The following is a 13,425-nucleotide window of genomic DNA, read 5'->3' as shown; positions in this document are numbered from 1 at the left end:
CAAAACACGCATCACATAAACAATATAATATCATTTTAATTACCTTATTTCAATTACATATTTATATGATGTTATTATTATTTTGTTAACATTACTGTTCTAAGCTTGTATCTTTGGACATATACTCATATAGATAAATATTTTAAATGAAAAATAGGTGATAAATATGACAAGCTACTTACCACCATTAATATTATTAAACTTAGCTTTAATGCTTCTTATTATATATAAAGTATTATCTCTTGTTAAATTAGATAAGATTAAAAAAATCAATACATATACTGAAGCTAAAACTATATTTGGAACTTTTAAGCATTATATTCATTTTATATTTTCACCTTCAAATGAAGATCATGGTGATAAAGGTGAAAATAATGATGATGGATAATTGTATTTTTAATGCATAAAAGTATCCTATGACGTACCAAATATATACTCATATTCCTCTTGTGTTATCTTCTCATTAGCTTTTAGCTCTTCTAGCTTTACTAAAGAAACTTTTTCAGTAAAATACAATCTCTTTAAACTTTCTACCAGTTTAGTCATTATAGCACCCCACTTTCGATAAGCTCTAATGTCATATTATCAATAGCTTCATTAATTAATTGCTCTGTTTGGTTTTTCCATACTTCATTAATATAAAACCCTTTTTCTTTTGTATAACAATATTTAAATGGTATCACATGAGTTGGGCATTCTATGTCTATTATTTCACCTACTGACTCATGATAGTCAACACCATTAATTCTATATCCATAATTCTCTATTATTTCATAAAAGTCAGATACACAATAAATTACATTATTATTAATTAAAATCATATTCATCCCCCCTAAAATCATATGCATTTATTTGCTGTCCTGTAGTTCCTCCCGTTATAGCTAGACCTTGTACTTTCTTTAAAGCTTCAAATCTTGCATTTCTATATCCATTTCCAAAACTTTGAAGAATATTGATTTCTCCTTTTGAATTTGTTCTACGAGGAAAAATTGCAAACCCAGAAATATTCCTAAGATTAAAAATCCCTGTATCAACAGTATCGTTTGAACTATTAAAGAATATTGTTTTAATTGCTCTTACGCCACTGTCTCGACTTATCAATATTGCTCCATCTGCCATTGAATACATTTGTTGCGAATCCAAAGCGTCTCTAGAATAAGCCCCCCTGTAAATTGGAGTATTTGCAATATATGGCGAAGAAGTGTTTACAGTGAAAGTAGCATATGAATTATTAAAACTTCCTTCTCTAAAAACAAATACTCCTGATGTATCATTTACCATGGCAATGCCACCCAATGTAGCTGATAGCATAGGATTAGTAGCGCCTGATAAATTTCTTATTTCACTTACTGTAACAACTCCAAAATTATTGACTCTAAATCCTGATAATCTCAAAACACCACCGCTTATTCTAATCATCATAAAATCATTATCATTTACATTGACATAATGATAATCAGTTCCACCACCAAATGTGTCAATTCTATTTCTATAGGTCAATGTATTACCAGATATAGTAAAAGTATAGAAATTATAGTCAAATATTACTACTAAAACTAAATCATTAACTCTAATTGCTATATTGGCATCTTGATTTATGATAAAGGCTTCTGGTGAAACATTATTTCTAGGAATGATAGTATTTCCAGAAACTGAAAATAATCTTACAGCCTGTCTATTTGAATCGACATTATTCCGACAAGCTACAATAAATTGAGTATCATTCATTCCCACAGCTTTAAAAAAAGTAATTGTACCTATTCCCAATGCTGTTTTATTACCTATCGTAGCTACACCATTTGATGCTATGGTTAACGCTTGAGCTGTGATTGTATTAGAATTAGAACCATCATTAAAAACATATACATAACTTGTATCTGACAATTGTAAAAAAGCTCTATCTCCACCGAATACATTGCTTGACGGAACAATGTCGGTAGTTCTTTCATAAGTCATATTCACATCTAATTTTTTGGATAATATTGCTCTGTCTAATTCATCAAAGAATAATGCATCACCTTTATTAACGTTGCTAGATATTATAAAATTACCTTCATTAGCATTTATTTCAGCCCCTCCGCCTCTAGGGGCTAAGACGAAAAAACCTTGCGTTGCATCATATATAGCCTTATAGTATTTGTTAGCTTCTATATCACCACTTGATAATTGCTCACTATCTTCATCTCTAAGTGATATAACACCTAAACTATTAACATCTAAAGTCATATTCCCTGTATTATTAGCTGTAGTTTTAAACTCTACATATTGACCATCTGTTAGGCTAAATCCTTGTTTAGTTACCGTAATATTATTAGCAGTTCCACCAACGGTTTTATACGCAATATCATCCAATTTCTCTTCAATACATTTCCATCCACTAAAATTAGGCTCAATATTCGTATCATAATATCCAATCCATTCTTTTGTTTTATTGTCATACCCCCATACAAATCTTACCTCCGTCCTATAACTACTATACTTTCGTATATTTAATATCCCAGAAGCCATAGGATAAGCTGTAGATGGATTTGTGGTTATTTTCATAAACCTAAGCTCTGATTTATCAGGCATAGCTTCACAGATATCAACTATTGTTTCAGAACCTATAGTCAATCCCAGTTCAGTAATATTGTTATAAATTTTCCAACCACCTACATCCTCTTTTACCTCATTAACAACCTCACTATTTCCTCTTATCCTCTCCTCCTGTTCATCATATTTACTATCAATCTTATCCCAATTATCATTTAACATTGTCATAATGTTAAATGTGGAATTACCATCTGTCTCTAAATCTACTTTATACAAATCCATATTTGATGTATATTGTGGCATTGTTTATACCTCCTAAATTATTAATATTTTTAATTGACTAACGTACGTATTAATTACTACCAAAAACATGTTTTGCTTGAATTAATAATAACATCATGCAACACGACATTAACACGACACGTTTTACTAATCACAAACAATCACTCTAATCCACATTAATACAACAAAAAAACTAAACAGTACAATACCAATCCATTGTACTGTTTAGTTTAATCACACCATAACACGATATTATAATACCATCTTTATTCCCTTATCAAAACAAATCCTTCACACTAACATTTTCTCTCTCTTCGCTACTAATACTGAATACTTCCTCACTCTTAAAACCACCAATAGAAGCAATTACATTACTAGGAAAAGTTATGATACTATCATTGCAAAAGCATTCTTTATTTTATTCTTCTTTCTAACAGTACTATTATACATCATTATGTATAGAAAAGTATCTTATGACACACTGACTTCTATAGCTTTTAATTCGTCATATTGTACTTGATTTATAAAAATACCCTTGTATAAACCTAACATCTCATCAGTTACCAATCCTTTTTTCCTTTGCTCTTTTAAAAACTTATACATTAACTAGCACCTCCAACTTTCAATTGTGCTACTTGAGTCATAAGAGTTAAAACCGTTTGCTCTAAGTTAACTTTACTTTGTTTCAATTCAATATTTTCAACTTCAAGCATTGTTATCCTTTCAGGGTCAGTCAATTGTCTTTGAATCTCATTTCCTTTACCATCATAGAATTTTCCATTATCATATATATCTCCAATGGAAACGCTAAATAATTCAATGCCAATAGCGTAATCCATATTTAATTCATTTTTCATCATCTGCGCTATAGTATAATTATCACATTCTATGATATTATCAATTTTATTCTCTTTAACCATTGCATATTGCATTATTCCACCACCTTAAAAATTATTAGTAAAAAATATATTATTACTCTTTTCAATCTTATATCTTAAGATAATTACTCCACTACCACCAAGGTGACCAGGTCTAGATTGATCATCCATATTTATAGAATCATTAGAGTAGTTTAGCCCTTCACCACCACCACCTCCTCCCCCAGTGTTTGCTGTACCAGAACTACTCTGACTGCCGCCCCCATCATAGTATGAACCCCCAAGGGCATCTATCCTACAAGTGTGATACCAGTTTACAACTGATGTAGCACCTGCTGATGCTCCACTACCTGCATAATATGTATTGGTCAATGGGCAATGAGTTCCATACAAACCATTAGATGCATCCCTAGCATAAGTTTCCTCATTGAAAGGGTTACACCAAGCATAACCGGACGTAACATCAGTTCTCAAATTCGCTCCTGTAGCAGTTATATTTCCAAAAGAAGTGTTTCCTTGACTTGCACCTATAACCACAGTGATCGTTCCTATTACATTAATATCATATTTTGTCTTTACTTCTCCACCTTCACCGCCTATACCTCCATAGGCTTTACGGCACTCTGAATTACCACCTATGTAACCACCACTACCAGCTGCACCTCCACCAACAAGAGTTATGTCAACTTTTGTCACACCTGCAGGTGCTGTCCAATTTTCAGATGAAGTAAAAATAACAAATTTATATCCATCTTGTATATATTCTATATGTGCCACAATATCACCTCTATTGCCAATCTGCACTTAACATGCAGTAATAATCTATTCCATCATAATACAACGACAATAAATCTCTCTTACCATCAGCAGAAGAAAATTCTAAGGGATTTCCCCCCACTGTTTTGTGTTCAGGCAACGTAATAGTATATGTTCCTGTATAAGTAATCACTAACATTAAATTACACGCATTATTAGGAGATGTAAACGTTAAAGTAGTATTTGCATTAACATTTATATTTTGCTTATTTGATTGTGTCCAGTCAATGGTTTTAGAAGAACCACTATTACCATTATCTTTTTGAACGAAATCAATGGTTTTAGTATTACCTATATAGTTTGCTTTTTGATTCGCAATATCAGCCATACCTGTACTAACCTCATTAACCGCCCCAACCAAACTACTCTTTTCCTCAGTCTTTAGCTCACTCTTATCACCTATATCCTCTTTTACCTCATTAACAACCTCACTATTTCCTCTTATCCTCCCCTCCTGTTCATCATATTTACTATCAATCTTATCCCAATTATCATTCAACATAGTCTTAATGTTAAATGTGGAATTACCATCTGTTTCTAAATCTACTTTATACAAATCCATATTTGATGTATATTGTGGCATTGTTGATACCTCCTAAATTGTTTAATATTTTTAATCTAATAACGTACGTATTAATTACTACCAAAAACATGTTTTGCTTGAATTAATAATAACATCATGCAACACGACATTAACACGACACGTTTTACATATCATAAACAATCCCTCTAAAACCAGATTAATACAACAAAAAAACTAAACAGTACAATATCAATCCATTGCACCGTTTAGTTTAATCACACCATAACACGACATTATAATACCATTTTTATTCCCTTATCTAAAACAAATCCTTCACACTAACATTTTGTCTCTCTTCACTACTAATACTGAATACTTCCTCACTCTTAAAACCACCTATAGAAGCAATTACATTACTAGGGAAAGTCATGATACTATTATTATAATCAGTTACTGCTGAGTTATAGAATCTTCTAGCCGCAGATAACTGCTCTTCCACTTCAAAAAGGGTCCTTTGTAAATTAACAAAATTAGTATTAGCTTTTAAATCTGGATAATTTTCTACTGCTACATTAAATTCTTTCATAGCTGAGTTAGTTTGTTGGTCTAATTGTAACTTCTCATTATTACTTAGATTAGGACTACTTGCCTTAGTTCTTAACCCAGTAATACGAGTCAATAACTCTTTTTCATGCTGCATATACTCTTTAACAGTTGCTACAAGATTAGGAATCAAATCATAACGTTTTTTAAGTTGAACATCAATCCCTGCAAAAGCATTCTTTATTTGATTCTTCTTTCTAACAATGCTGTTATACATCATAATACCAATCAAAAATATTAGTACAACTCCAATAACTACATAAATCATTCTCATCTCTCCTTAATTTTTCTAGTATAGAACACCTCTATACTTACTTAATTATCAACTTACCACGATACCTTAGATAAATCTCTTAATAATCTTTATTCCATATATTATTATTAAGACTTAAATCCTCTATAATACTAAAATAAAAATTCAATTGTTCATAGTATACTGCCAAATCCTCAAATTTTTCTAGTGACTGTCCAAGGCTTGCTTCTAGTAGGTTGTCATAAGTATATATTGTTAAATACATTTGATTATTCCTAAAAGCAATTCTCATTTCTCCTTTGGTCTTATCTTTCAATCCTTTAAGTTTTTCCATGAAACTAGGTGTTAATATGTATCTTGCTTCAATCTGATCTTCACTGTATACTTCAAATTCTTTTTCAAACTCTACATCTTCCAGCTTGACTCTGCTAGTTCCAGATTTTCCTCCTATACAATTCAATATGCCACTGTCTTTCAGTACATATGTTGAACTCTTGAATGATTTATTAAAATCAACTATCATAAAAACGCCTTTGAATATAGTTGAATAATGTGTTTTACCTTCGCTATCAGTATGTCTATCTTCCGTATGTAGTTCAGACATCCTCACATTAATGCCATTTCCATTTCTCTCATCTTCATCTGTTACAAATATAGTTCCAGATATCAAATCTTCTCCATTATATCTGTCGTAACTTCCATAAAGATTAGATTGTTTATATTCTCTTTCTGTTATATGCTCTTTTGGTGTATAAGTTAAATCTTCTCCAAAAAACTTGATAACTTCATTAATTATCTCTGTCTTGAATATCTTATTGAAATTACCACTGAAACTTGAAACAATCATTAGTCCAATGATAATCAGCCCAAATATAATGAATATTGCAAATGGTGATCTTGTGGAAGATATAATGATTATAGCTATTATTGCAGCTATGGAAAAATAGATAATCAAAGCTCTATTCCTCTTACTTCTTATTTCAGTTCTTTGTTTTTCAATATCCTCCAACTTAGGTTTTAACCTATCATTATAAAAATTTCTATACTCTTGTAAAGACTTCATCAAAATTCCCCCTGATTAGTTATTATTAATCCTCATTATATAATCTATTAAATATCTAACCATTCAATAACGTGTTCAATCATCTTATTCCAGAAATCCCATGTATGCTCACCAGGACATTCTTCGTAGGTAAGATTCATTCCTTTTGATTTGGCATAATCTCTAAAATTGATATTATCTTCATATAAGAAATCCTCTGTACCACAGCATTGATAGAAGTCTGGCATCTCCTTGCCTTCAGCTATATTCTTATCCATAACGTAAAATAAGTCATTGCAACTATCTTTCATTTCTTCATAACTACCGAATATATTCCTTACTTCTTCTATCTGAAAAGTAATATTATCTGGTACAGGATTATCTTTGTTGGTTTTAATGTATTCCTCCATTTTTTCCATATTGTTAAGCATTCCTAGTGCACCGGATAGACTAGCTGCTTTACTGAATTTTTCAGGATGATTAAGAGCAAGTTTCATTGCACCGAATCCACCCATTGATAATCCTGCTACGAATGTATCCTCTCTTTTATCTGAGATAGGAAAGAATTCTTTAGCAACAGCAGGGAGTTCTTCACTTACAAAGGTGAAATATTTATAACCATTCTTCATATCTGTGTAAAAACTTCTATGAACATTTGGCATTATAATTACTAATTCTTTATCTCTTACATAATTTTCAATCAACGTCCTTCTCTGCCAGTCTTTATGTCCTCCAGATAAGCCATGTAATAGATAGAGTACTGGATATTTCTTATTGGACCCTATGCTTTTTTCTGGTAGAATAGCTATTAATTCAGTTGTTAAGTCGAGTACTTTGGAAGTAAAATTACATTCAATTAGTGCCATATTATTATCTCCTATTCGTATTTATTCTAAATTATATGACTTTATTTTATCAGATTATCCTGTTTTAATCCATCACAATAATGAATTAAACTGTACATAAAAATCTACAATTTTATTATGATCAAGTAGTTTTTATATCAATAATGGTTGTATAGTCAAAAACAATAATAAGTAGTTGATATACTAATAGTACCTAAAAAAATACATAAAAAAACCGAGACATCTACATACTCATGTCTCAGTTTCCTTAATTTCTATTATCTCTTAACCAACATATTTTTGTAATGTACTACGTACAGCTCCAGTACCTTTAATCATTTCCATAAACATACCTTCAATCTTCTTACCTAGATTCACCTCATATAAATCAATACCAAAGATCTTTTTATTGGATAGAATACCACTAATATCTGCTGTGGTATCTCCTAGCTTAATTCCTTCTACTAAGGCTTGTAAATCTTCAATTAATGGGTCAGGACTAAGAACAAATTCCTTACCGTTATCATCAACACCTAATAGATATCTACACCAAGTTGCAATAGCCAATGGAATAGCTACTAGATCCTCTGGATTAAGGTCATCTCTTTTTGCATAAGATTTTATTGTTTCACCAAATCTGATACCCATTTTCTGTGATGTATCTGTAGCAATCCTTTGAGGAGTATCTGGTATAAAAGGATTAGCAAATCTCTCGTTCACTACTTCATCCAAAAAGGCTTTTGGATTAACGATTCCTGGGTCCACAACAACTTTTAACCCTTCTTCATATCCAATAGTTGTAACAAATTTTTTCAAGGTCTCATCTTTCATTTCATCAGCTATCAAAGTATGTCCAAGCAAACATCCTGATACCGCCAAAGCAGTATGTAAAGGATTAAGGCACGTTGTTACTTTCATAGTTTCTACCTTATTTACTGTTTCTCTATCAGTAAATATGATTCCTGCTTCTTCAAGCATTGGTCTGCCATTGGTGAACTTATCTTCTATAACAAGATATTCGCTTACTTCAGCATTGACGAAAGGTGCCATATAAGAATTCTTTGATGTAATAATTACATCCATGTCTTCTATTCCTTCATTACATAAGACTTCTTTTACTGTTTCTGATGGTCTTGGAGTTATTTTGTCAATCATTGATAATGGGAATGTTATTTTATTTTCATCTTCAAGATAATTGATGAAACCTTCTTCAACAAAACCTTTTCCTAACCATTCTTTTGCTATTGTTATTACTGCCTGTTTTAATTTATCTCCATTATGAGAACAATTATCCATACTTACAAATGTCATTGGGAATTTACCCTTTTGATATCTGCGATATGCTAATGAAGTAATTATACTCATAGTATGAAGGGGACTTTCTGGTCCATTTTCTATGTCTTTTTGTATAACTGTCATATAATTACCAGAAGCATCTGTTAAGGAATATCCTTTTTCAGTTATAGTGAAACTTACCATTTGTAAGCTTGGATTCTCAAATATACTGACTAATCTTTCATTGTCAGAAGTCCTGCTCTTATCTGTTGTTATTCCTTCAACGATACTGCCAATAACCTTTTTATTAAAATCACCATTAGCATTCATTAATACTAATAATGTTAGATTATCATAAGGCTCATATACTTTGTCCATTACTTCAAAATCAAAGGATTCTACAGCCACTATTCCTGTATCTGCCTTACCTGTGTCAAGTAGCTTTTGATTAGTATTAGCGATGAATCCTCTAAATATATTACCAGCTCCAAAATGTACCCACTTAGGTTCTTCTTTTGTTTTATGTAAAACAGTGTTGTAATCAAACTCTGGTAATTCTACACCTATTGCTTCCCATGCTGATTTATTCTCTATGCTTTCTCTATTTAACTTTAACATCAAGCTCCTCCTTTCTCTTATCAAGACTATCCCATACACCTAACATATACATGACCCCTAGAGCTCTATCATATAATCCGTAACCAGGTCTACAATCTTTTTCCTCACCCCATAGATGTCTACCATGGTCAGGACGAATGTATCCTTCAAAATCATTATCATGATATGCCTTCAATACTTCATAGATATCTACACTACCATCTTTACCTCTATGAGATACCTCAACAAAATCTCCGTTTTCATAGACTTTGACATTACGTATATGTGCAAAATGTATTCGGTCATGGAATTCACGGATAATACCTGGTATGTCATTTTCTAGGTTAGGACCTAGAGAACCAGTACATAGAGTCAATCCATTATAAGGACTGTCTACTAACTCAAGAAATCTCTTAATATGATCTCTGCTTCTAACAATACGAGGTAATCCAAAAATAGGCCATGGTGGATCATCCGGATGAATAGCCATTTTCACATCATATTCCTCACATACTGGAATGATACGCTTAAGGAAATATTTCAAATTATCAAAGAGAATTTCTTCTGTCATTCCTTCATAAGCTTTGAATAAGTCATCTAATTTTGCCATACGTTCTGGCTCCCAGCCAGGCATAGTGAATTCTCCTGCTCCATCTAGTATCTTCTGAGCCATTGTTTTAGGATCGTTCTGAATAGCATTTTTTTCATAGAACAGAGCATTAGAACCATCTGGCAATTCCTTGTATAATTCCGTTCTAGTCCAATCAAATATAGGCATAAAATTATAACATATAACTTTCACACCTACCTTGGATAATTTCTTGATAGTATCAATATAAATATCAATATACTTATCTCTGCTAGGTAAACCTAATTTTATATCATCATGAACATTTACACTTTCAACTACTGCTGGGCTTAACCCCTTGCTAGTTATTTGACTTACTACTTCTTCGATTCTTTCGGTTTCCCATACTTCACCAGCCACTTTATCATGTAAAGACCAAACTGCTCCTGTAACTCCAGGAATCTGGCGAATATGGTCTAAGGTTATGGAGTCATTGCCTTCTCCATACCATCTCCATGTCATCTGCATAGTATTCCTCCTTGTATTCAATGCTATTACAAAATTTCAATACTCATTCTAAATCTATTTATTTCCTAGGAAAAGTTCTTGTATACAAGTTCTTATGGTTTAATAGTATAATAAACATATACCTTTTGTCAATGTATTTTTTTTCATTTTTCCCTTTACCAATCATATATTTTTATGTATACTGGAATATATAAGCAAAATCGCTAATTGATTGATGATTAGCATCACCTATTGCTTGTTGGATGTAATATAATTCATAATACTTATCGTTAAATAATTAACTTGTATACCAGTTAATATTTTAACAATAGGTTGAACATATATAGAAAGTTGGAACTTAGAATGGCATCAAAAAAGGAAGAAATTATAAGGCAACTGAAAGAAGAAATATTGTGTATGGAATTAAAACCAGGCACTATAATTAGTGAAACAACTTTATCTGAGCGTTTTCAGATATCCAGAACCCCCATTCGTGATATTCTGAAACAGCTTTCTGCCGAAGGATATGTAGATATATACCCTCAAAAAGGAAGTATAGTTTCATACATCGACTTAGAATCTGTAGAACAGATTATATATCTTAGAAGTACACTTGAAAAGGAAATCATTAAAGAATTATCTCTAAATATCCCTTTAAAAGGATTGCATGAATTGAAATCCATCTTGACAAAACAGGAAGAATGTATAAAAAATCATGATTCCTTCAATGATTTTATGTATCTCGATGATGCTTTTCACAAAATTCTATTCACATTGGCTGGACGCTTGTTTTTATGGGATATCATCCAACAATTTAATGCTCATTATATAAGATATAGAAAGCTGAATATGTTAAAAGAAGAAAAACTTACTGAAATATTGGAAGAACACCAACTAATACTAAAATATATCATTGATGGGAAAACAGATAAGATAGAACAGCTTGTTCATCATCATATCCGTGCAGATGTAAATTCTTTCTATTTTCAAGAAAACTTTGATGAGTATATCAAAAAATAAACAGGCAGATAGATTAGGTTGTGCTAAACCTAGTCTATCTTCCAAAACTTGCAACCATCTGAAAAATATATTATCCTACAGCCCCATTATTTTACTTAATATATTCATCTCCAACTAAAATATCAGATATGATCTCTGTTGGGACCACGAATTTAACTACACCCATACATCCTGGAGCAACTTCATATTCATCAAATGAAATGACTAATTGGTTTTTTTCATCTATATAGAAGTTCTGATCACTAGCTATTTTATCATAACCCCTCTCGCCTTTTTCTTTATCAGCAAAGAAATATGTTACATTCTCATCTGTCTTCATTTGTTGTTCCATTTGTTCTCTAATATTATTGCTGATTATTTCTATATATGAATCATCTTTGAATAGTGATGGTAGGGTTATTAGTATTTCTTTTTCTTTATCAATTGTATCATATTTTATCTTTTCACGAGATGAACCTTTCATTTCAACTATATATCTTTCTATAGCAAATATTTTATCAGTATCAGTTATCACGTTGTATCCACTGTCTACTGCTGAAGGTCCTTTATTCTCCTCCTCATCTTTTATTTCATCCATGAAATTGTTGTATAGTTCTTTACCCTCTTGGATATATTTTTCATTCAAGCTAAGTTCTAATTCTTCATTTTCCAATCCCTCAATGGAAGGCACCTTGATATTGGCTTCATGATTATCTTCATTGACCTTATATTCTCTGAATGTGAATACTTTTACCAGATTACTTATAATGGGAACATCAGCTAACGCTTTAGCAGATGACTCACTGCAATTTATTACCGTTACAAATATAGCTAAGGAAGCTGCTACTGCTCCAACCCATCTTATTATATTATTTTTTCTCATATTTTTCTTAACTCCTTTTCTTATAGAATCCTTTACTATAAAATCCAATTTGTCCGATACAGGTATATTCATGTATTCATTTTTTAGCTTTTCTAATTTTTTATCACTCATAATTTACCTCCTAAAAGTTAAGCATCAAGCTTAATCTTTAATTTTTTAAGTGCAGAATATAATCTGGTTTTTATAGTATTTACATTTTCATTCAACACATTTGCTATTTCTTCTATTTTCAGCCCCTCAAAGTATCTAAGTACTATAATACTTCGATAATCTACAGGTAAATCATCTAGAGCTCTTAATAAGTCTACATTCTGGTAATTATCATGTATCCCATCACTGTAATTTTCTAGGGTTACTTCATCTACTACATCTATTTTCTTCTGTTTACGTAAATGGTCCAAAGAAGTGTTAACTACTATTCTATAGAACCAAGTATTAATATAATCAGGATTTTTTAGTTTATTTATAGATGAAAGAGCTTTGTAAATAGATTCTTGTACTATGTCCAATGTATCATCCGGATTTTTTACATAGCTATACGCCAATCTATAATATTTTTCTTTATTATCGATAATATAATTTGTAACTATTTTTTCTAAATCCTTTTTTTTCATAATTGAATAAAGCTCCTCACTGATACGCATCATAAATTGTCTGACACTATATAGACGTATAGCTATTAAAAAAAGTTTTACCTATTTTAAATTCATTTATATATTGTATCATTACCCATTTATTTTATTCAAAAAATAGCCCCAAAGGATAGGCTGTAAGCTTAGTCTAACCCTTGGAACTATATTTTAATAAAATCATAATGTTTTT

At 31.2% G+C, this 13,425-nt stretch carries 16 protein-coding genes; 2 read left to right on the top strand and 14 right to left on the bottom strand.

The features are described from left to right. Nucleotides 1-166: 166 nt before the first annotated feature. Entirely contained in the window at nucleotides 167-388 is a 222-nt protein-coding gene (locus HYG85_RS14280) for a hypothetical protein (protein WP_212690238.1), read from the top strand. A 26-nt stretch (nucleotides 389-414) separates the two neighbouring features. Here HYG85_RS14280 and HYG85_RS14275 read toward each other — a convergent pair whose 3' ends face one another. From HYG85_RS14275 to uxuA, 12 genes are all read right to left on the bottom strand, one after another. After that, on the bottom strand, nucleotides 415-546 hold the full coding sequence (locus HYG85_RS14275) for an XkdX family protein (RefSeq protein ID WP_212690237.1): 132 nt from the start codon (nucleotides 544-546) through the stop codon (nucleotides 415-417). Then, the gene (locus tag HYG85_RS14270; protein ID WP_212690236.1) at nucleotides 546-821 is read right to left on the bottom strand and encodes a hypothetical protein; all 276 of its coding nucleotides are present in this window, start codon (nucleotides 819-821) and stop codon (nucleotides 546-548) included. Before HYG85_RS14270 ends, HYG85_RS14275 begins: the two co-directional genes overlap by 1 nt. After that, on the bottom strand, nucleotides 808-2,835 hold the full coding sequence (locus HYG85_RS14265) for a hypothetical protein (RefSeq protein ID WP_212690235.1): 2,028 nt from the start codon (nucleotides 2,833-2,835) through the stop codon (nucleotides 808-810). Before HYG85_RS14265 ends, HYG85_RS14270 begins: the two co-directional genes overlap by 14 nt. Nucleotides 2,836-3,285: 450 nt before the next feature. Next, complete coding sequence (locus tag HYG85_RS24530; protein WP_276514996.1) at nucleotides 3,286-3,417, bottom strand: hypothetical protein; 132 nt, start codon at nucleotides 3,415-3,417, stop codon at nucleotides 3,286-3,288. Continuing rightward, nucleotides 3,417-3,746, bottom strand: a complete 330-nt coding sequence (locus HYG85_RS14260) for a hypothetical protein (protein ID WP_212690234.1) — start codon at nucleotides 3,744-3,746, stop codon at nucleotides 3,417-3,419. Before HYG85_RS14260 ends, HYG85_RS24530 begins: the two co-directional genes overlap by 1 nt. Nucleotides 3,747-3,758: 12 nt before the next feature. Next, nucleotides 3,759-4,469 (bottom strand): glycine-rich domain-containing protein, encoded by a 711-nt coding sequence (locus HYG85_RS14255; RefSeq protein WP_212690233.1) that lies wholly within the window; start codon nucleotides 4,467-4,469, stop codon nucleotides 3,759-3,761. A 10-nt stretch (nucleotides 4,470-4,479) separates the two neighbouring features. Continuing rightward, on the bottom strand, nucleotides 4,480-5,091 hold the full coding sequence (locus tag HYG85_RS14250) for a hypothetical protein (protein WP_212690232.1): 612 nt from the start codon (nucleotides 5,089-5,091) through the stop codon (nucleotides 4,480-4,482). 259 nt (nucleotides 5,092-5,350) lie between these two features. After that, nucleotides 5,351-5,902: a LemA family protein gene (locus tag HYG85_RS14245; protein WP_212690231.1), complete on the bottom strand. Its 552-nt coding sequence runs from the start codon at nucleotides 5,900-5,902 to the stop codon at nucleotides 5,351-5,353. A gap of 85 nt (nucleotides 5,903-5,987) precedes the next feature. After that, a complete protein-coding gene (locus HYG85_RS14240) occupies nucleotides 5,988-6,950 on the bottom strand; it encodes a DUF3137 domain-containing protein (protein WP_212690230.1) in 963 nt (320 codons plus the stop codon). Between the two features lie 47 nt (nucleotides 6,951-6,997). Continuing rightward, nucleotides 6,998-7,795, bottom strand: coding sequence for an alpha/beta hydrolase (locus HYG85_RS14235; protein ID WP_212690229.1), 798 nt, complete (start codon nucleotides 7,793-7,795; stop codon nucleotides 6,998-7,000). A gap of 264 nt (nucleotides 7,796-8,059) precedes the next feature. Further along, complete coding sequence (locus HYG85_RS14230) at nucleotides 8,060-9,667, bottom strand: mannitol dehydrogenase family protein (protein WP_212690228.1); 1,608 nt, start codon at nucleotides 9,665-9,667, stop codon at nucleotides 8,060-8,062. After that, nucleotides 9,651-10,742, bottom strand: a complete 1,092-nt coding sequence (gene uxuA / locus HYG85_RS14225) for a mannonate dehydratase (RefSeq protein WP_212690227.1) — start codon at nucleotides 10,740-10,742, stop codon at nucleotides 9,651-9,653. Before uxuA ends, HYG85_RS14230 begins: the two co-directional genes overlap by 17 nt. A gap of 342 nt (nucleotides 10,743-11,084) precedes the next feature. On the opposite strand from uxuA, the gene HYG85_RS14220 reads away from it, so the two are divergent. Further along, the gene (locus HYG85_RS14220) at nucleotides 11,085-11,741 is read left to right on the top strand and encodes a GntR family transcriptional regulator (RefSeq protein WP_212690226.1); all 657 of its coding nucleotides are present in this window, start codon (nucleotides 11,085-11,087) and stop codon (nucleotides 11,739-11,741) included. 91 nt (nucleotides 11,742-11,832) lie between these two features. Here the strand turns inward: HYG85_RS14220 and HYG85_RS14215 are convergent, their stop codons facing one another. After that, nucleotides 11,833-12,714, bottom strand: coding sequence for an RsiV family protein (locus tag HYG85_RS14215; protein WP_212690225.1), 882 nt, complete (start codon nucleotides 12,712-12,714; stop codon nucleotides 11,833-11,835). 17 nt (nucleotides 12,715-12,731) lie between these two features. Further along, on the bottom strand, nucleotides 12,732-13,217 hold the full coding sequence (locus tag HYG85_RS14210; protein WP_212690224.1) for a sigma-70 family RNA polymerase sigma factor: 486 nt from the start codon (nucleotides 13,215-13,217) through the stop codon (nucleotides 12,732-12,734). Nucleotides 13,218-13,425: the final 208 nt, after the last annotated feature.

Source organism: Vallitalea guaymasensis, assembly GCF_018141425.1.
GTDB classification, from domain to species: Bacteria; Bacillota; Clostridia; order Lachnospirales; family Vallitaleaceae; genus Vallitalea; species Vallitalea guaymasensis.
Note: the sequence above shows the minus strand (reverse complement) of the source record. Positions and strands in the feature narration are given on the sequence as shown.

What these genes read in the sequence shown, in the direction of transcription:
- HYG85_RS14245 (WP_212690231.1), bottom strand. Translation starts at nt 5,902, where the DNA reads ATGATTTATGTAGTTATTGGAGTTGTACTAATATTTTTGATTGGTATT.
- HYG85_RS14220 (WP_212690226.1), top strand. Translation starts at nt 11,085, where the DNA reads ATGGCATCAAAAAAGGAAGAAATTATAAGGCAACTGAAAGAAGAAATA.
- HYG85_RS14280 (WP_212690238.1), top strand. Translation starts at nt 167, where the DNA reads ATGACAAGCTACTTACCACCATTAATATTATTAAACTTAGCTTTAATG.
- HYG85_RS14210 (WP_212690224.1), bottom strand. Translation starts at nt 13,217, where the DNA reads ATGAAAAAAAAGGATTTAGAAAAAATAGTTACAAATTATATTATCGAT.
- HYG85_RS14275 (WP_212690237.1), bottom strand. Translation starts at nt 546, where the DNA reads ATGACTAAACTGGTAGAAAGTTTAAAGAGATTGTATTTTACTGAAAAA.
- HYG85_RS14230 (WP_212690228.1), bottom strand. Translation starts at nt 9,667, where the DNA reads ATGTTAAAGTTAAATAGAGAAAGCATAGAGAATAAATCAGCATGGGAA.
- HYG85_RS14250 (WP_212690232.1), bottom strand. Translation starts at nt 5,091, where the DNA reads ATGCCACAATATACATCAAATATGGATTTGTATAAAGTAGATTTAGAA.
- HYG85_RS14235 (WP_212690229.1), bottom strand. Translation starts at nt 7,795, where the DNA reads ATGGCACTAATTGAATGTAATTTTACTTCCAAAGTACTCGACTTAACA.
- uxuA (WP_212690227.1), bottom strand. Translation starts at nt 10,742, where the DNA reads ATGCAGATGACATGGAGATGGTATGGAGAAGGCAATGACTCCATAACC.
- HYG85_RS14240 (WP_212690230.1), bottom strand. Translation starts at nt 6,950, where the DNA reads ATGAAGTCTTTACAAGAGTATAGAAATTTTTATAATGATAGGTTAAAA.
- HYG85_RS14260 (WP_212690234.1), bottom strand. Translation starts at nt 3,746, where the DNA reads ATGCAATATGCAATGGTTAAAGAGAATAAAATTGATAATATCATAGAA.
- HYG85_RS14265 (WP_212690235.1), bottom strand. Translation starts at nt 2,835, where the DNA reads ATGCCACAATATACATCAAATATGGATTTGTATAAAGTAGATTTAGAG.
- HYG85_RS14215 (WP_212690225.1), bottom strand. Translation starts at nt 12,714, where the DNA reads ATGAGTGATAAAAAATTAGAAAAGCTAAAAAATGAATACATGAATATA.
- HYG85_RS14270 (WP_212690236.1), bottom strand. Translation starts at nt 821, where the DNA reads ATGATTTTAATTAATAATAATGTAATTTATTGTGTATCTGACTTTTAT.
- HYG85_RS24530 (WP_276514996.1), bottom strand. Translation starts at nt 3,417, where the DNA reads ATGTATAAGTTTTTAAAAGAGCAAAGGAAAAAAGGATTGGTAACTGAT.